Here is a 16770-nt window from a genome sequence, read left to right on the forward strand (position 1 = left end):
GGGTTCGCTGGAAACAGCGAATAGTACGTGGAAACATGTACATGTGAAATGAAAATCGGCGGGGGATCGCCGTGAGTATTCGTTATTCCCAAACATATGTAAGGTTTGAAAACTGCAAATTAACCCAAGGAATGCCTTGGAGGAACCAACGAGGAGGTGAACAGTATGAATCCTGCAATCACGATCGCTCTCGTTGTGGCCGCGCTAATCATTGGGTTCGGAGTAGGATATTTTATTCGCAAATCTCTTGCAGAGGCTAAAATCTCTAGTGCGGAACAAGCTGCCGTACAAATCGTGGAGAACGCGAAGAAAGAGGCAGAAGCACTGAAGAAAGAAACAGTGCTGGAAGCGAAGGATGAAATCCATCGCATTCGTGCTGAAGCTGAAAAAGACACTCGTGAACGTCGGAACGAAATTCAACGACAAGAAAGACGATTGTTGCAAAAAGAAGAGTCGCTGGATAAAAAATTGGAATCACTCGAACGTAAAGAAGAGCAAGTGGCTAACAAAGAGAAACGAATTGATGAGACACAGCAGCAGATCGAAATGATCTACAAAAACCAGGTGACGGAGCTGGAACGTATATCCAACCTCACTATGGAAGACGCACGCAGTATCATACTGTCCAACGTAGAACAGGAAGTTCGTCATGAGACGGCTCAAATGATCAAGGACATCGAACAACAAGCGAAGGAAGAAGCGGACAAAAAGTCCCGCGAGATTATTACACTCGCCATCCAACGCTGTGCGGCTGACCACGTAGCGGAAACAACGGTATCTGTTGTTACCCTGCCAAATGAAGAAATGAAAGGCCGGATCATCGGTCGTGAAGGACGTAACATCCGTGCGCTTGAAACCCTTACAGGGATTGACCTCATTATCGATGATACGCCAGAAGCTGTTATTCTGTCGGGCTTTGACCCGATTCGCCGTGAGATCGCCCGTACTGCCCTGGAGAAACTGGTGGCTGATGGACGTATTCACCCGGCACGGATTGAAGAGATGGTTGAGAAATCCCGCAAAGAAGTGGATGAGCGCATCCGTGAATACGGTGAGCAAGCTACCTTTGAAGTGGGCGTGCATGGTCTGCATCCGGATCTGATCAAGATTTTGGGCCGGTTGAAGTTCCGTACAAGTTACGGTCAGAACGTCTTGAAACATTCGATGGAAGTCGCTTATCTGGCTGGACTAATGGCTGGCGAACTCGGAGAAGACGTAACTCTGGCAAGACGTGCAGGTCTATTGCATGACATCGGTAAAGCGCTGGATCACGAAGTGGAAGGATCACACGTCGAAATTGGCGTGGAACTGGCGAAGAAATACAAAGAACATCCGGTTGTAATCAACAGTATCGCGTCCCATCATGGAGATTGCGAAGCGACTTCGGTCATTGCCATGTTAGTTGGTGCAGCAGATGCACTCTCCGCAGCAAGACCAGGTGCACGCCGCGAAACGCTGGAAACGTATATCAAACGACTGGAGAAGCTGGAAGAAATCTCGGAATCCTTCGAAGGTGTCGAGAAATCGTACGCCATTCAGGCAGGACGCGAAGTTCGCGTTATGGTGCAGCCTGAGAAGATCGATGATGCTGAAGCCTTCCGCTTAGCCCGTGACATTACGAAGATGATTGAGAATGAACTCGATTATCCGGGTCACATCAAAGTCACCGTCATCCGGGAAACCCGTGCGGTTGAATACGCAAAATAGAGCAATACGGAAAAGTGGCCGCTGTAGTGGGCCACTTTTCCTGTTGATAGCCTGTTAAAAGGCAAATACACATCATGGAACAAGAGATAGAGTCCTGCAATGTTCAACATTTAAAGGAAAAGGATTTTGCAGGAATTGAGGAGGCAGTAATCAGTGAAAGTTTTGTTTATTGGTGACATTGTAGGCAACGTCGGACGTAAGGCGTTAAAGGAAAATTTACCGTACCTGAAATCGAAGTATAAGCCCCATGTGGTCATTGTGAATGGTGAAAATGCGGCAGCAGGTCGCGGCATTACCGGTGCGATCGCAAATGAGTTTTTCAATTGGGGTGTACATGGGATTACACTTGGTAATCATACTTGGGACAATAAGGATATTTTTGATTTTATAGATGATGAACCGCGCATGATTCGTCCAGCGAACTTTCCACCAGGTACACCAGGACGAGGATACACGGTTGTCAAAGGCGAAGGCAAAGAGCTGGCGATTGTCAATCTGCAAGGAAGAACGTTCCTGCCTGCTCTGGATTGTCCATTCCGTGTAGCTGACGAGATTGTAGACGAGCTGCGCCATGATTATAAATGTATTCTGGTCGATATGCATGCTGAAGCAACGTCGGAGAAGATTGCCATGGGATGGCATCTGGATGGACGTGCGTCTCTTGTAGTAGGTACACATACGCATGTACAGAGTAATGATGATCGGATTTTGCCTGGAGGAACGGCTTATTTGACGGATGCAGGCATGGTAGGGCCGCGTGACGGCATATTGGGTATGGAGCGTGAGGCTGTGCTACGTAAGTTCTACACCCAGCTACCGGTACGTTTCGTTGTGGATGATGGCAAATGGCATTTCCATGGTGTGTTTGTTGAAATTGATGAAGCAACAGGTGCAGCGACACGCATCGAAAAAATTCGTCTGATGGAGGACGAGTGGCGCATGGAATAGGGGTATTGTCCCATTTTGCTGGGAAACCCGTCTAAAAAGAAGGAATTTTTTTGCCTCCCGCGAATAACATCTAGTAAGTGGAAACAAACTTTCAACATTCCCAGGGAGGTACTTACCATGGATGTATTAAAAGTTTCAGCAAAGTCCAATCCTAATTCTGTAGCCGGCGCTCTTGCAGGGGTTCTTCGTGAACGTGGAAATGCTGAACTGCAGGCAATTGGAGCGGGAGCACTGAACCAAGCCATCAAAGCGGTAGCGATAGCCCGGGGATTTGTAGCACCAAGCGGAGTTGACCTGATTTGTATTCCAGCTTTTACAGACATTGTGATCGACGGCGAGGACCGAACGGCCATTAAGCTGATTGTGGAGCCCCGATAATACATGTAGTATGCATTGAACCTGTTTACGATGTAGACAGGTTTTTTTGCGTTTTTTTTCCAATAAAATATGGAGGAGGGTAACCCATGTCCATGTCAGATTGGCGTGTAGCCGATTTTCATTGTGATGCGCTGAGCAAAATTTTGATGCAGCCTGCTCTTTCATTTGAAGATGCTCCACAACTGGATGTGAACTTGCAACGTTTGAAAGAGGGCGGTGTAGGGTTGCAGGCGTTCGCCATCTATTTACCCGAAGTACTTGGCAGAGGCAAGTTTGAACATGTGATGGGGCAGTTGGAAATTTACCGAAAACGTGTAGAGAGAAGTCAGGAGCGGGCTGGAGGCACACAGACGTTGTTGTGGCGTGATCAGGTGGCTCAGGTGGGGCAAACAGAGGGGCCATGGGGATTAATCACACTGGAGGGTGTGGATGGTCTGGAGGGCAAACTGTTCTATCTGGAGCTGTGTTATCAGATGGGCGTTCGAGTCATTGGACTAACGTGGAATTATGCCAATTGGGCGGCGGACGGAGTGATGGAGAAGCGTGGAGCAGGTCTGACCGAGAAGGGGAAAGAACTGGTGCGCCAGTGTAATGAAATCGGAATGCTGTTAGATGTGTCACATTTGACGGAGAAAGGTTTCTGGGAACTGGCTGACTTGAGCAAGCGTCCTTTTATCGCCTCCCACTCGAACAGCTATAGCGTATGTCCCCATGTACGTAATCTGAAAGATGATCAGATTCAGGCCATCGTTGCCCGGGAAGGGCGGATCGGACTGACGTTTGTTCCCTGGTTTGTTAAACAGGAGGGGGAAGTGCTTATAGAAGACCTGCTGCCTCATATCGAGCAGATCTGTTTTTTGGGCGGTCAGCATCACCTGATGATGGGGTCTGATTTTGATGGGATTTCAACGTATATCCAGAGGCTTGAACACTCAGGACATTACCCGAGACTGACGGAGATTTTGCTCAAGCATTATGATGAACAATTAGTACGGGGTTGGTTGTGGGGGAATGCAATGAGTTATCTGGGGGAACACTTGCCAGAGAGTGATTCGAAGATAAAGAAGGCTCCGTGACATAGTGAAATGCACATGGGACCACATGATTGAATTAAAGTTTGTTATCCAAATTAAGGAGTGAAATGATGGTGAAATAAGTGTATTTCATGAATTTTCACCAGTTCGTTTTCATTTCACTCCAAAAAGGGGTATAATACCATTGGATTGTTAAGAGCCTGAGTACAGGCCATAGATAAACAAGGAGTGAAATTTACAATGAGCAAAACAGTACCTGTGGGCGTATCTGCCCGTCACATTCATGTATCCCAAGAGCACGTTGAAATTTTGTTTGGCAAAGGTTACGAACTGACTGAATTTAAACCTCTGTCCCAGCCTGGCCAATACGCTGCTAACGAAACTGTAGCGGTCATCGGTTCGAAAGGACAGTTTGATAAAGTGCGTATCCTTGGACCTGTTCGTCCTGAAACGCAACTGGAGATCTCCATGACGGATTCATTTGCGATTGGTGTTAAAGCACCTGTACGTGAATCTGGAAGTATTGAAGGTACACCGGGAATTACGATTAAGGGTCCTGCTGGCGAAGTTACAATTGATAAAGGTGTTATCGTTGCTGCTCGTCACATCCACTTCCATACTTCTGATGCCGCTAAATGGGGTATCGAGGACAAACAATTGCTGAAAGTCCGCCTCGGCGGAGATCGTGGTCTGGTATTGGAAAATGTACTGGCTCGTGTATCCGATTCTTTCGCATTGGACATGCATATTGACACAGATGAAGCTAACGCTGCTGGCGCTCGTAATGGCGACACTGCTGAAATCATCGATTAATACCATGTAATAGCTTCAGCAGCCCATTAGGGCGGTCTGAATGACGTATAAACCTGAGCACAGCCAACAAGGGTCGGTTAATTCCAACCCTGATGGCAGGCTCAGGTTTTTGTGTTTTCGGAGGGTTCTTTTGCGCATTGGAGGTTTCGGATTAGACGAAGGGACATGCGGTTTGGATGTGGAACTACAGCCCAATTCATGCTATAATTTGCTGTAATGCTCTTTTAATGTTCCCGACAAGAGATTCATGTGGAACAGGGATGAATGAACGATTTTTTATTAATAGAGGCTGTAAGGAGTGACCGAAGGAAATGGCTAAAGACTCAAAAAAGGATTACTCCCAATATTTTGATTTCTCCGATGCCAAAGTAATTTCGCAAGATGAATTCAGCAAAAAGATAAGAATCCGGGGCCGTGAGATTAACATCAAATCGGAACCCAATCATCGTCAGGAGAAACAGCGGGGCAAGGAAGACGTCCAGGTACTTTACGAAAATGCCGTTCCCGATGAACTTAAAGACATAGGGAAAGGCAAACACTATATTGTATATACGTATGGATGTCAGATGAACGAGCATGACTCAGAGACCATCAAAGGACTTCTTGAGTCTATGGGATATCAGGCTACAGAGGATCGCAAAGAGGCTGATGTTATTCTGCTCAATACGTGTGCCATACGGGAAAATGCGGAAGATAAGGTGTTTGGTGAGCTTGGTCACCTGAAAACGCTAAAACTCGAGCGTCCAGGATTATTACTTGGCGTATGCGGGTGTATGTCTCAGGAGGAAGGCGTCGTCAATCGAATCATGCAGAAGCATGGCTTTGTGGATATGATCTTCGGTACACATAATGTGCATCGGTTGCCACATTTGATCCAGGAAGCGCTGTTCAGCAAAGAAATGGTTGTTGAAGTGTGGTCCAAGGAAGGCGATATCATTGAGAACCTGCCGAAGAAACGCGAGGGTATGCGCGGCTGGGTGAACATTATGTATGGCTGCGACAAGTTCTGTACATATTGCATCGTTCCGTTTACGCGGGGCAAAGAACGTAGCCGTCGTCCTGAAGATGTCATTGCCGAAGTTAGGGATTTGGCACGACAAGGTTTTAAGGAAATCACTCTGCTCGGTCAAAATGTGAATGCATACGGCAAGGACTTCACCGACCTGAACTACAGCTTTGGTGACTTGATGGATGACATTCGCCAAATTGATATTCCGCGAGTACGATTTACAACCAGTCACCCACGTGACTTCGATGACCGCTTGATTGAAGTACTGGCCAAGGGCGGAAATCTGGTAGAGCACATTCATCTTCCTGTGCAGTCTGGCAGTTCGGAAGTACTCAAACGTATGAGCCGCAAGTATAGCCGGGAACACTATCTGAAACTGGCTGACAAAATTAAAAAGGCCATCCCGGATGTCGTGTTGACAACGGATATTATTGTTGGTTTTCCGGGGGAAACGGAAGAACAGTTTGAAGATACACTTTCCCTTGTCCGTGAAGTAGGGTATGATTTTGCCTATACCTTTATTTATTCCCCGCGTGAAGGTACGCCGGCTGCGGTGATGGAAGACAACGTACCGATGGAAGTGAAGAAGGAACGTTTGAAGCGCTTGAACGAAACCATCAACGAATATAGCCACCGGAGCAATCAAGAGCAACGTGGTAAAGTCGTTGAAGTGCTCGTTGAAGGCGAGAGCAAACGAAATTCCGAAGTTCTCGCAGGACGTACACGCAGCAACAAGCTGGTGCATTTTGAAGGATCCAAAGATTTGATCGGTACTTTCGTACAAGTGGAAATCACCGATCCGATGACTTTTTATATTCGGGGCAACCTGCTCTCTGAGCCGGTAGCTGCCAATCTGTAGTACACACACTAATAAGATGAGAATTTTGGGTTTCAATATCAAGTTCGGACATTCGCGCAAGTAGCGGAGGGGACGGAATCGGTCTGTAGAAGCGAAGCGTTCGCCTTTGTCTCCGGATTTTAACCTTGAACAATTGTAATCAGAAAAATCCGGAGACAACAGCGATCAAAAGAACGATCCGTACTCGTAGCGGTCATGGAGCAGACGTTTGAACTCAATTGAGCCCAGGTTCTCATCTTATATCATCTCATAGAATGGAGCGATTTCAGTGGCGCAGGAAGAAGTGCAGTACAACCATTACGGAATGCCTACCTACGATACGCGCAATCTGGTCATACGCGACGACATTATGGGAAAAGCCAAAGAATTGGCTGATATGCTCGGAACGAGTGAGGAAGTTAGACAGTTTCAACAGGCTGAAACCAAAATTCGTGATCATGAACGCATCCAGCAGTTAATTGCAACGATCAAGAAGAAACAAAAAGAAATCGTTGCTTTTGAGAGCTTCAAAAATGTGGAGATGGTTAACAAAATTGAACAGGAAATTGAAGATCTGCAAAGCGAACTGGACAGTATTCCATTGGTTACGGAATTCCAGCAGAGCCAGAGCGACATCAACTACTTGCTTCAACTCGTGATCTCTGTAATCCGGGATACGGTTTCCGAAAAAGTAAATGTGGAGGCTGGAACGGATTCACCTCCGACCAGTTGCGGTTAAATGACGGAAGGGTGCGGACGCTGTCCGCGCCTTTTTTGACGATTATAGAATTATAAGTTTTCAGCGGAACTGAAGGATTCGATAATCGCAAGAAAAGCAACTGCCAAACCACGAATGTGGCATCATCGTTAAGGCTTCGATCAGAAGCTTTTCTTACATTGCATAACCGTTAACGTGGAGAGGCTATCGCCAAGTACTCGGAATATCATTCCAAGCAAAGCTCCACACTGTGGGGTTATTTTGTGTGGCGCGCTGATTTTTGAATGACATAGGCATCTGACATCAAGAGAGCATGATACGTACAGTGATAAAGGAGAAATGAATAATGAGCATTTTGGACAAAATGGTTGAAGACGGCGACGGACGATTCTGGGGATTTCTCGGATGTCGATATATTAAAGGGGATGGCAAAGAAGTACAGATCGCGTTGACAGCAGGTGAACATCATACCAACTCCATGGGGATTATTCATGGGGGTGTATTGACTTCACTGATGGACCAGGCGATGGGGATGGTCGCAACAGCAGCCATGGAAGTGGATGGCTGTGTGACAACGAATCTGAATGTACATTTTCTGGCACCGATGAAACAGGGGGAATTAACAGTGACTGCTACAGTACTGCATCAGGCTGGACGCAGTGTTACGACGCAATCGGAGGTTCGTGATGCATCAGGCACGTTGGGATGCATGGCTACGGCGACATTCCGCATAGCACGTCCGAGAACGTAAGCGTGAACTCCGGAGTTGACAAAAGATATTATTATGTCATAATGAAATTATCAAAATGAAAATAGTCGGTGGTGCCCATGAACGAAAACTACGAACACTTCAATTCAGAGAGTGACGAACAAGCAGCACGTGCCTATAGCTCCAAAAAATATCGTACACCCGATGGTGTTCCTGCGGATATTGTGATGTTCACTTTGACCAAGCGGGAGCGCAAGACGGTGACGAAGACACTTCCCATTCGGGAACTGAAAGTGATGCTGATCAAGCGCAAAGGCTGGCCTTTTGCAGGTAGATGGGCATTACCCGGTGGTTTTTGTCAGGAGAATGAATCCATCTATGGTGCAGCAAAGCGTGAGCTGATGGAAGAGACAGGTGTTGACGGTGGACATCTGGAGTACTTGAATGTATACAGTCAGCCGGGTCGTGACCCGAGGGGCTGGATTATCTCGCACGCATTTTTCGCGCTTGTGGAAGAATGGATGCTGGATCAACGGCAAGCAGCAGATGATGCTGAAGATGTTGGACTGTTCACCATTCAGGAGGCATTGCAAGAACTGGAACTGGCCTTTGATCACAGAACCATTATCGAAGATGCTTATCGACGTATTCAACAACAGATGCTGGAAACGACGATTGCTCGTCAGTTCCTGCCACGTGATTTTACATTAAGTGAATTATATCAGGTTATTCAAAGTGTTGTACCGGATTTTGAAGAACCAAACTTCATTCGCAAGATTACGTCTACCCGCAGCCGCAAAGGCATTGTGGAAGAAGTACGGGATGAAGAGGGGAACTTGGTGAGTTCCAACCAGTACTCGCAGCGTCCGGCGCAGCTGTATCGTTTTACAGAACTCGTACCACGCCTGTCCATCTATACGTAATAAGGTGTAGATGTGTCAATCGGATTGAATCAGGATCAACCATTTCTGGACTAAAGGAGTGTTGACGATGAAAGCACTGATTGTAATTGATTTTACGCAGGATTTTGTGACAGGTTCTTTGCCAGTAGGTCAGCCGGCAGTAGAGATCGAAGAGACGATTGCAGCTGTAACCGAGACCTATTGTAAGAACAAACATGAAGTAATCATGGCTGTGGATCTGCACGAGGAAAATGATCCGTATCACCCCGAGACTGTACTTTTCCCGCCTCATAACATCAGAAATACGGAGGGAAGACAGTTATATGGTCGTCTTGCCCAAGTGATGGAAGAACGGAAAAACGATATTCTGTGGATGGATAAGACGAGATACAGTGCATTCTGCGGGACCGATCTGGAACTCAGGTTGCGTGCACGTGGCATTACGGATATTGCACTCATTGGGGTATGCACGGATATTTGCATATTGCATACCGCAGTGGATGCTTACAATAAAGGTTTTCATATTACGATATATGAAGATGCCGTTGCCAGCTTCAATCCGGCAGGACATGAGTGGGCGCTTGGGCATTTTCGTTCGAGCCTGGGTGCTTCGGTGGTTAAGGCGAGTGAGACCGTCCTTGCGTGATCTGATTGATAATCCTGTTTACCTGACTTCCTGTTAGGAACCGGATGAATGTGGTGAATGGTGTATAGTGTTTTTTTACGGGAGACTTGTTTGTTTAATACGGATGAACAGAATCATGAAGAATAAGTCTCCATATGTTAACCCGTGTCTACAGACGAAAATCTGTGGGCACGAGCGGAAGTCAGAGAGGATGAGACAAATGCAGACAACTAGCCTGGCTTTACATACGGATAAATATCAGATCAATATGATGTACGCCCATTGGGTGAATGGTACGCACAAGCGGAAGGCGGTATTTGAAGCCTATTTCCGTAAGCTTCCTTTTGGTAACGGATATGCAGTATTTGCCGGATTGGAACGGATTGTGAACTATATCAGCCAGCTTCGGTTTACGATGGACGACATCAAATTTTTATCCAAACAAGAGGAAAATTACGATCCGGTCTTTCTGGAAGAATTGCTCCAGTTTTCATTTCAGGGAACGATTCATTCCATGAAGGAGGGGGCCATTGTTTTCCCTGACGAACCGCTCATTCGGGTAGAAGGCTCCATTATGGAGACACAATTGGTGGAGACGGCGATACTTAACTTCATGAATTATCAGACGTTGATTGCAACCAAGGCTTCGCGGATCAAACAGGTAGCGCAGCAGGATACCTTGCTCGAATTTGGTACACGGCGTGCACAGGAAGCCGATGCTGCCATCTGGGGAGCACGTGCCTCATATGTAGCAGGCTTCCACGCAACGTCCAACATGCTGGCCGGTGAGCGCTTCGGAATCCCAACAGCAGGTACACATGCCCATTCCTGGGTACAGAGCTTTATGAGCGAGCAGGAGGCGTTTGACGTGTATGCCAAAGTGTTGCCGGACCAGGTTACGCTGTTGGTCGATACCTTTGATACGTTGAACAGTGGCGTACCTCATGCCATCAAAACAGCCAAGAAGTTGGAGAGCCAAGGCAAAAAGATGAATGCGATTCGTCTGGACAGTGGTGACCTGGCGTACTTGTCCATTCAGGCACGTCAGATGCTGGATGAGGCTGGCCTGGATTATGTGAAAATTGTAGCATCCAATGATTTGGATGAAAATACGATTTTCAACCTGAAGGCTCAGGGAGCCCGGATTGATACATGGGGTGTTGGTACACAGTTGATTACAGCTTCTGACCAGCCGTCTTTGGGTGGAGTGTACAAATTGGTGGAACGTGAAGTGGACGGTGCTATGCTGCCTACGATCAAAATATCTGCCAATCCCGAAAAGGTGTCTACACCAGGGAAGAAGGAAGTGTTCCGGATCATTGATCCGAAGCATGGCAAAGCGATTGCAGATTATATCTGCTATCCGGATGAAGAACAGCCGCTACAGGGCGGGCCGCTCAAGCTGTTCAACCCGCTACACCCTTACCTGAAAAAGACCGTTACCCGCTACGAAGCTATCAATATGCTGGAGCCGATCTTTGTAAATGGACGCAAAGTGTATGACCTGCCTAATTTGGATGAGATTAGAGCGTACCACCGGGAACAGATGAATCTCTTCTGGCCTGAATACCAACGGAAGCTCAACCCCGAGATCTACCGTGTGAACATCAGCCCTGCAGCATGGAATATGAAGCAGAAGCTGATTGCGGAACATGTGAAATCCACAGAGGAATGATCTAGATATAAGAATTACAGAGAGGCATAACCAGGGAGAGATACTGGCTTATGCCTTTTTGATGCTCATAAGTGTATACGTTTTTCTTAAAGGATCCCGATGAAATGGACCAGTGATGTAAGAAATCTCATGGACAGACCGCCAAGGTAGCAGGCTATACTGGAAATGGTCATCCGAAATCCATGAACTTGCAGGGGAAAAGCAGTCATTATTTCTCGGGAAAGCGCAGGAGACGTCAAAATCTGCAACTATTGATTCAATCCCACAGCTACAGGGGATGAAAGTAAGAGGAGGTGCAGATATGAGATGGATTTTGGGACTGGTTTGGGTCGCTTTTATTGCCTATGCATTGTTGTTGGCACCAGGGCAATCAACTGGAAGTGATCCGATATTCAAAGAACTGATCACAATGCAAAGCAAAGAACCTTGGTTACTTACTGTGTTTTCGTGGTTAGGTATTTTCCCGGCAGTTTATGCCTGCATGCTGTTAAGAGCATCTGTGAAAGAACGAGGTGGGCGTGTACCGGCTTGGCCTTTTGTCTTGTTTTCTTTCGGACTGGGTGCTTTTGCCTTGCTCCCCTATTATGCATGGTCATCCTCCGCAAATAGAGATTCGGGTTACGAAAGCCTGCATTTTGGTCGTCAGAGGGAGTCGGGAATTGCACGGGTAGCGGCCCACAAGCTGACCTATGTTATCCTTCTCTTGTTAACGCTGGGGACAGCATTCTATGCCGTGATGCAAGGTCATCCGGATGTATATATGGACGCGTTCAAACAATCTTCCTTTGTACATATCATGACCATTGATTTTGTACTGCTGACCTTGCTCTCCATGCTTGCGATATACAGGGATGCTGAAGGAAGTCGACGTTCGCCAGCTTGGGCAGTGGCAGGCATTATTCCCATTGTGGGTCCGCTAATCTATCTGTTGACTCTGAGGAGGGGCAGAGCTTGATCATTCGCATGGGGAAGAATCCAGAAGGTAAAGGTAGCCCTTAAGCCGGAATGCGAACAATTCATATGCTTAATGGAAAAATATATAAAACTCAGAAGAAGGAGTGGCTATCGATGAAAAAGCAGTTTAACGCATATGTTGTCCATAAAGAAGAACAAGGCGGAGTGAAGGCTGTAATCGAGCAACTAAAACAGGAAGACCTGCCAAATGGAGATGTAACGGTACGGGTGCAATATTCCAGTGTCAATTATAAAGACGGACTCGCGACGCTTGAAAAGGGTGGTGTCGTTCGTGAATATCCGATGGTACCCGGAATCGATCTGGCCGGAATGGTAGAGGAGTCGGTAAGTGGACGTTTTGCACCAGGAGATCGGGTGATCAGTACAGGATTCGAACCGGGTGTATCCCATTACGGAGGGTACAGCGAGTATGCGCGTCTGCGCAGTGAATGGCTGGTGCCGCTGCCACCTGGTCTCAGTGAGAAAGAAGCCATGGCGATTGGAACCGCAGGATTCACGGCTGCACTTTCGGTAGATGCGCTTCTGCAAGCCGGAGTTACACCGGAGATGGGCAAGGTTCTGGTTACGGGTGCAACAGGCGGCGTTGGAAGTATGGCCGTTGCGATTCTGGCGAAACTGGGCTTTGAAGTAACAGCCAGCACAGGCAAGAAGGATCAGGAGGAGTCATTGCTCCGAAACCTGGGAGCCTCAGAGGTGATTACTCGTGAACAAGCTGATGCTCCAGCGAAAGGAGCCATGGGGAAACAGCTGTGGGCGGGCGTTGTTGATCCAACAGGAGGACCAGCTCTCGCGGAGCGATTAAAACAGATTCAATACGGAGGCGCGATTGCGGTATCCGGGTTAACCGGTGGCACAGCTTTTGAATCCACGGTACTTCCGTTTATTTTACGTGGTATCCAGCTTATTGGTATAGACTCTGTATATTGTCCGATGGAACGTCGGGAACGCTTGTGGAAACTGCTTGGCGGAGAATGGAAACCGGAGCGGGCGCTGGAACTTGGAATCCGTGAAATTTCTCTAGAAGAGTTGCCTCACACGCTTGAGACAATACTCCAAGGTGGTGCAGTAGGTCGGACTGTGGTCAATACCATATCGGATCTGCCATCCGCATAAGATTCTAAGTCCTTAGACATGCTAATTTTACCTGATTGGGTCACAGTACACGTGGCTGGAAAGGAAGGATTAGCATGTGGTATGGTAGAAAAGAGCAAAATTCGGTTCGAAGAATAATGAAATCTGTACTTGTAAGTGCAGTATTGATTATGAGTGTCTGTTCTCTGGTAGCTTGTTCTGCATCATCCATTGAGCAGGAGCGGAAGGTTTACACCCGCGAAGCAACAGATGAAGGCAATATGCGAGCACAGAGTCAAGGACATGGATTAAACGGTGAATTGGTAAGTGAGATCAGTAAGAGTTTTGAAGCAAAAGGCATTCAGCTGATGAATAATATGACTGCTGATGACGGCCATGGTGGGATTTCTTATATGTATTTGTTGAATGGAAGTGGCAGACACATTGTGAAAGTTCATATTTTCAGTGATACAGCAACCCGGGCTGCCAGCATGAAACAAATGTATAGTGAGAATCGTGATGAGGCTGTCTTGGAGAATGCACTTGGCCGGACAACGATTCGCAGCAAGGGATACGTCTCACTCGTGTATACAACTTCGGGTGGGGAAAAGGACAAGTATGAGCAGGATGTTATGCAGGTGTTCCAACATGTGCTGGGGCAACTAAAGTAAGTAGACCGAGATACCCTTCGGACATTAACGTACAGTTGAAAATAAACCTGAAAAACCCGTCTGATCTTTCAGACGGGTTTATATATTTCACGCATGACATGCCGCAGTTCAGGCAAAATGAGTTTTTCCATGGCCAATTTCACGGCTCCTTTGGAACCCGGCATGGAGAACACCGCTGTGCGTCCAATTGTTCCAGCGACGGCTCTGCTCAGGATGGCTGCGGAACCGATATCCTCTGTGTAGCTGAGAAAACGGAAGATCTCACCGAAACCCGGGAGCTCCTTGTCGAGTAGTGAGGATACTGCTTCGTAAGTCGTATCTCGGGGTGCAATTCCTGTTCCACCGCTAAGCAGCACGGCTTCAATATCATCACGAACGGCTGCATCTTGCAGGATGCTTCGAATGTTCTCTGTTTCATCAGGTGTGATGATGTATTCAACAATCTGATAACCCCCTTCATTCAGAAGCTGATGCATGAGCTGGCCACTGGTATCGGTATCTTTGGTACGCGTGTCTGACACTGTAACAATCATGCACGATACCGTGGTCGGAGCTTCCTGGCGATGTTGTTCCACTGAATTAGTCATGAAACTTCCTCCTTCAATCAACATGTCCTCATAGCATAGACCATCCGTTAGAATCAGGCAATGCATGGGGAAACGTTGGACGTTATTGCACAACGAATGCGGGATGGTGTACACTCGCTAGATACAGATAGATCAGGTTACAAGAAAGACAATCAGAGAGGTGTATACGCATGAATGAAACGATTTTAAAAGAACAATCCATACCTGTATATATACTGTCAGGTTTTTTGGGAAGTGGCAAAACAACACTGCTTGTTCAGTTGATCGAACATTGGCAACAGCAGGGTTTGCGTCCCGCAGTGGTTATGAATGAGTTAGGCGAAGTCAATCTGGATGGTCAGATTGTGGATTCCACCGTTCCCATGACAGAGATGTTGGGTGGATGTATCTGTTGTACCGTACGTGGTGACCTGGGATTGCAACTTGCTGATCTCGTTCAAGAGGAATCCCCTGATGTGATCATCATTGAAGCAACCGGTGCGGCGAATCCAATGGAGATTCTGGATGCGGTCACGGAGACCTCACTCTACATGAGACTGGAACTGAAAAGTCTCATTACTGTTGTAGATGCAGCACATTTATCGGGCCTGTATCAGGAACAAAAGGGGCAGACGTTCAAACTGATGCAGGAGCAGATTCGTTGTGCGTCTGTGCTTCTCTTGAACAAAACGGATCGGGTGAGTGCACAGGCACTACAAGATCTGGAGCAGCTTTTGGCAAAATGGAATGGCTTCGCACCTGTAATTCCTACAGTCAAATGTGAGGTGGATATGGATCTGTTGCTTCATAGTGGCGCAGACGTGCACGTGCGTGAATCAGCTTCTGAAGCAGGTAAGCATGCTCAACTAGAGCATCATGTGCATACGGAAACCTGTGATACACATGGCTGCAATCATGGACATGAACATACACATCATACAGTCCAAGGTGATGCTACGAATACTGACGCATCCCATAGCCAAAGCCATGACCACGGTCACGAGCATTCCGCTCCTCATGCCTCACACGAACATGTCATGGTATATACGCATTATTTCAGTCATCCGGTGAACAGCGAGGCGTTTGAACGATTTGTATCCGCACTGCCACGGGATGTGTATCGAGCAAAAGGCATTTTATCATTTAGTGACACGGCGAGCCGCTTCTGGTTCCAGTATGCCTACCGTGAATCGGACTACATGAAGATCACACCTCAGGGAGATGTCCCTAATGTTGCGGTGTTTATAGGTGAACATTTTGACCAGACTGTCATTCGTGACCAATTACTGGAATTGGAAGCGATAAAGTAAGTTGGATGATTCAATATTCCTCCCAACTGGGTATTAAGAAGCATAGCAAACTTTGCCTGGGAGGTAACTTTAAATGACACAACAACAATATCAACAATGTATCGATGCTTGCCTGGAGTGCATGAATGCTTGCAACGTATGTTACATATCGAGTCTGAAAGAATATGATCTGGCGATGCTGCGTGATTGTATCCGTTTGAATCGGGAATGTGCGGAGATCTGCAGTTTTGCTGCACAAGCGATGACACGTGGAAGTGATTTCATTGCCGAAATATGCGAATTGTGTGTGAAAGCTTGTGAAGCTTGCGCCGCAGAGTGTGGCAAACACAACCACGATCACTGCCAAGCATGTGCAGAGGCTTGCCGCAGATGTGCAGAAGCTTGCCGGTTAATGGCAGCAGTAGCCTAATTACGATATCACTGGAACATATAATTAAAACCGATAATGACCTTGGTCCCCTAAGGGAAGGCAACGAACACAGGCATCTGAGACGATGTGCCAATGTGTTGCCTTTCAGTAGGGGATTTTTAATGCGGGTTGCCAAGTCTGATCGTGGTATGTATAATGATGGCAATGAATCGAAACGAAGAATATCAATGATCGGGAGAGTAACCAGATCCATACATGACAGCGAGCCGGGCGAGGTGGAAGCCGGTATGACATGACCTGAGTGAACCGCACCCGTTAGATGGTTATCCGAAAAGATGTACGTATCCCGATTGGGGTAGGCCAGATCTGTCTGAGGGTAACCCGGCTTGCAACCGTTATATGCATCGAGCGGAATAGAAACTACTGGTGTGCATGTTAATGCATATTCAGA

Annotated in this window: 17 protein-coding genes; 16 read left to right on the forward strand and 1 reads right to left on the reverse strand. The window is 47.1% G+C overall.

The genetic code is table 11. From position 1 onward, the window contains the following. Positions 1–165 precede the first annotated feature (165 nt). The 14 genes from rny (at position 166) to ACTHPG_RS06705 (ending at position 14073) form a co-directional block, all read left to right on the forward strand. The gene (gene rny, locus ACTHPG_RS06640) at positions 166–1707 is read left to right on the forward strand and encodes a ribonuclease Y (RefSeq protein ID WP_036609258.1); all 1542 of its coding nucleotides are present in this window, start codon (positions 166–168) and stop codon (positions 1705–1707) included. Positions 1708–1860: 153 nt separating this feature from the next. Next, positions 1861–2655, forward strand: coding sequence for a TIGR00282 family metallophosphoesterase (locus ACTHPG_RS06645; RefSeq protein WP_440388320.1), 795 nt, complete (start codon positions 1861–1863; stop codon positions 2653–2655). 117 nt (positions 2656–2772) lie between these two features. Beyond that, complete coding sequence (locus ACTHPG_RS06650) at positions 2773–3033, forward strand: stage V sporulation protein S (protein ID WP_007430104.1); 261 nt, start codon at positions 2773–2775, stop codon at positions 3031–3033. Positions 3034–3119: 86 nt separating this feature from the next. Continuing rightward, positions 3120–4109 carry a dipeptidase gene (locus ACTHPG_RS06655; protein WP_440388321.1) on the forward strand — a complete coding sequence of 330 codons (990 nt, stop codon included), beginning with the start codon at positions 3120–3122 and terminating at the stop codon, positions 4107–4109. A gap of 198 nt (positions 4110–4307) precedes the next feature. After that, the gene (gene pduL / locus ACTHPG_RS06660) at positions 4308–4880 is read left to right on the forward strand and encodes a phosphate propanoyltransferase (protein ID WP_053783855.1); all 573 of its coding nucleotides are present in this window, start codon (positions 4308–4310) and stop codon (positions 4878–4880) included. A gap of 311 nt (positions 4881–5191) precedes the next feature. Beyond that, positions 5192–6748: a tRNA (N6-isopentenyl adenosine(37)-C2)-methylthiotransferase MiaB gene (gene miaB / locus ACTHPG_RS06665; protein ID WP_440388322.1), complete on the forward strand. Its 1557-nt coding sequence runs from the start codon at positions 5192–5194 to the stop codon at positions 6746–6748. Between the two features lie 304 nt (positions 6749–7052). Beyond that, positions 7053–7466: a RicAFT regulatory complex protein RicA family protein gene (locus tag ACTHPG_RS06670; RefSeq protein ID WP_440390155.1), complete on the forward strand. Its 414-nt coding sequence runs from the start codon at positions 7053–7055 to the stop codon at positions 7464–7466. Positions 7467–7791: 325 nt separating this feature from the next. Beyond that, positions 7792–8196, forward strand: coding sequence for a PaaI family thioesterase (locus ACTHPG_RS06675; protein ID WP_036609249.1), 405 nt, complete (start codon positions 7792–7794; stop codon positions 8194–8196). A gap of 77 nt (positions 8197–8273) precedes the next feature. Next, positions 8274–9077: an NUDIX hydrolase gene (locus ACTHPG_RS06680; RefSeq protein ID WP_339241682.1), complete on the forward strand. Its 804-nt coding sequence runs from the start codon at positions 8274–8276 to the stop codon at positions 9075–9077. A 67-nt stretch (positions 9078–9144) separates the two neighbouring features. Further along, entirely contained in the window at positions 9145–9702 is a 558-nt protein-coding gene (locus ACTHPG_RS06685; protein WP_440388324.1) for a cysteine hydrolase family protein, read from the forward strand. Between the two features lie 199 nt (positions 9703–9901). After that, positions 9902–11356: a nicotinate phosphoribosyltransferase gene (locus ACTHPG_RS06690; protein WP_338593868.1), complete on the forward strand. Its 1455-nt coding sequence runs from the start codon at positions 9902–9904 to the stop codon at positions 11354–11356. A 301-nt stretch (positions 11357–11657) separates the two neighbouring features. Beyond that, on the forward strand, positions 11658–12311 hold the full coding sequence (locus ACTHPG_RS06695; protein WP_440388325.1) for a hypothetical protein: 654 nt from the start codon (positions 11658–11660) through the stop codon (positions 12309–12311). Positions 12312–12424: 113 nt separating this feature from the next. Then, the gene (locus tag ACTHPG_RS06700) at positions 12425–13444 is read left to right on the forward strand and encodes an oxidoreductase (protein ID WP_440388327.1); all 1020 of its coding nucleotides are present in this window, start codon (positions 12425–12427) and stop codon (positions 13442–13444) included. Between the two features lie 74 nt (positions 13445–13518). Further along, the gene (locus ACTHPG_RS06705; protein ID WP_440388328.1) at positions 13519–14073 is read left to right on the forward strand and encodes a hypothetical protein; all 555 of its coding nucleotides are present in this window, start codon (positions 13519–13521) and stop codon (positions 14071–14073) included. A 68-nt stretch (positions 14074–14141) separates the two neighbouring features. Here the strand turns inward: ACTHPG_RS06705 and ACTHPG_RS06710 are convergent, their stop codons facing one another. After that, positions 14142–14660: a MogA/MoaB family molybdenum cofactor biosynthesis protein gene (locus ACTHPG_RS06710; RefSeq protein ID WP_440388329.1), complete on the reverse strand. Its 519-nt coding sequence runs from the start codon at positions 14658–14660 to the stop codon at positions 14142–14144. A gap of 170 nt (positions 14661–14830) precedes the next feature. Between ACTHPG_RS06710 and ACTHPG_RS06715 the strand changes: the two genes are divergently transcribed. Beyond that, the gene (locus ACTHPG_RS06715; RefSeq protein WP_440388330.1) at positions 14831–15949 is read left to right on the forward strand and encodes a GTP-binding protein; all 1119 of its coding nucleotides are present in this window, start codon (positions 14831–14833) and stop codon (positions 15947–15949) included. A gap of 73 nt (positions 15950–16022) precedes the next feature. Further along, complete coding sequence (locus ACTHPG_RS06720; protein ID WP_253433942.1) at positions 16023–16358, forward strand: four-helix bundle copper-binding protein; 336 nt, start codon at positions 16023–16025, stop codon at positions 16356–16358. The last annotated feature ends 412 nt before the right edge of the window (positions 16359–16770 follow it).

Source organism: Paenibacillus sp. SAF-068 (genome assembly GCF_051967555.1).
Lineage (GTDB): Bacteria > Bacillota > Bacilli > Paenibacillales > Paenibacillaceae > Paenibacillus.

Bases quoted from the DNA above. Each gene is read 5' to 3' on its own strand.
- ACTHPG_RS06715 (WP_440388330.1), top strand. From the start codon at position 14,831: ATGAATGAAACGATTTTAAAAGAACAATCCATACCTGTATATATACTG.
- miaB (WP_440388322.1), top strand. From the start codon at position 5,192: ATGGCTAAAGACTCAAAAAAGGATTACTCCCAATATTTTGATTTCTCC.
- ACTHPG_RS06680 (WP_339241682.1), top strand. From the start codon at position 8,274: ATGAACGAAAACTACGAACACTTCAATTCAGAGAGTGACGAACAAGCA.
- ACTHPG_RS06650 (WP_007430104.1), top strand. From the start codon at position 2,773: ATGGATGTATTAAAAGTTTCAGCAAAGTCCAATCCTAATTCTGTAGCC.
- ACTHPG_RS06675 (WP_036609249.1), top strand. From the start codon at position 7,792: ATGAGCATTTTGGACAAAATGGTTGAAGACGGCGACGGACGATTCTGG.
- ACTHPG_RS06705 (WP_440388328.1), top strand. From the start codon at position 13,519: ATGTGGTATGGTAGAAAAGAGCAAAATTCGGTTCGAAGAATAATGAAA.
- rny (WP_036609258.1), top strand. From the start codon at position 166: ATGAATCCTGCAATCACGATCGCTCTCGTTGTGGCCGCGCTAATCATT.
- ACTHPG_RS06700 (WP_440388327.1), top strand. From the start codon at position 12,425: ATGAAAAAGCAGTTTAACGCATATGTTGTCCATAAAGAAGAACAAGGC.
- ACTHPG_RS06690 (WP_338593868.1), top strand. From the start codon at position 9,902: ATGCAGACAACTAGCCTGGCTTTACATACGGATAAATATCAGATCAAT.
- ACTHPG_RS06720 (WP_253433942.1), top strand. From the start codon at position 16,023: ATGACACAACAACAATATCAACAATGTATCGATGCTTGCCTGGAGTGC.
- ACTHPG_RS06685 (WP_440388324.1), top strand. From the start codon at position 9,145: ATGAAAGCACTGATTGTAATTGATTTTACGCAGGATTTTGTGACAGGT.
- pduL (WP_053783855.1), top strand. From the start codon at position 4,308: ATGAGCAAAACAGTACCTGTGGGCGTATCTGCCCGTCACATTCATGTA.
- ACTHPG_RS06710 (WP_440388329.1), bottom strand. From the start codon at position 14,660: ATGACTAATTCAGTGGAACAACATCGCCAGGAAGCTCCGACCACGGTA.
- ACTHPG_RS06695 (WP_440388325.1), top strand. From the start codon at position 11,658: ATGAGATGGATTTTGGGACTGGTTTGGGTCGCTTTTATTGCCTATGCA.
- ACTHPG_RS06670 (WP_440390155.1), top strand. From the start codon at position 7,053: ATGCCTACCTACGATACGCGCAATCTGGTCATACGCGACGACATTATG.
- ACTHPG_RS06655 (WP_440388321.1), top strand. From the start codon at position 3,120: ATGTCCATGTCAGATTGGCGTGTAGCCGATTTTCATTGTGATGCGCTG.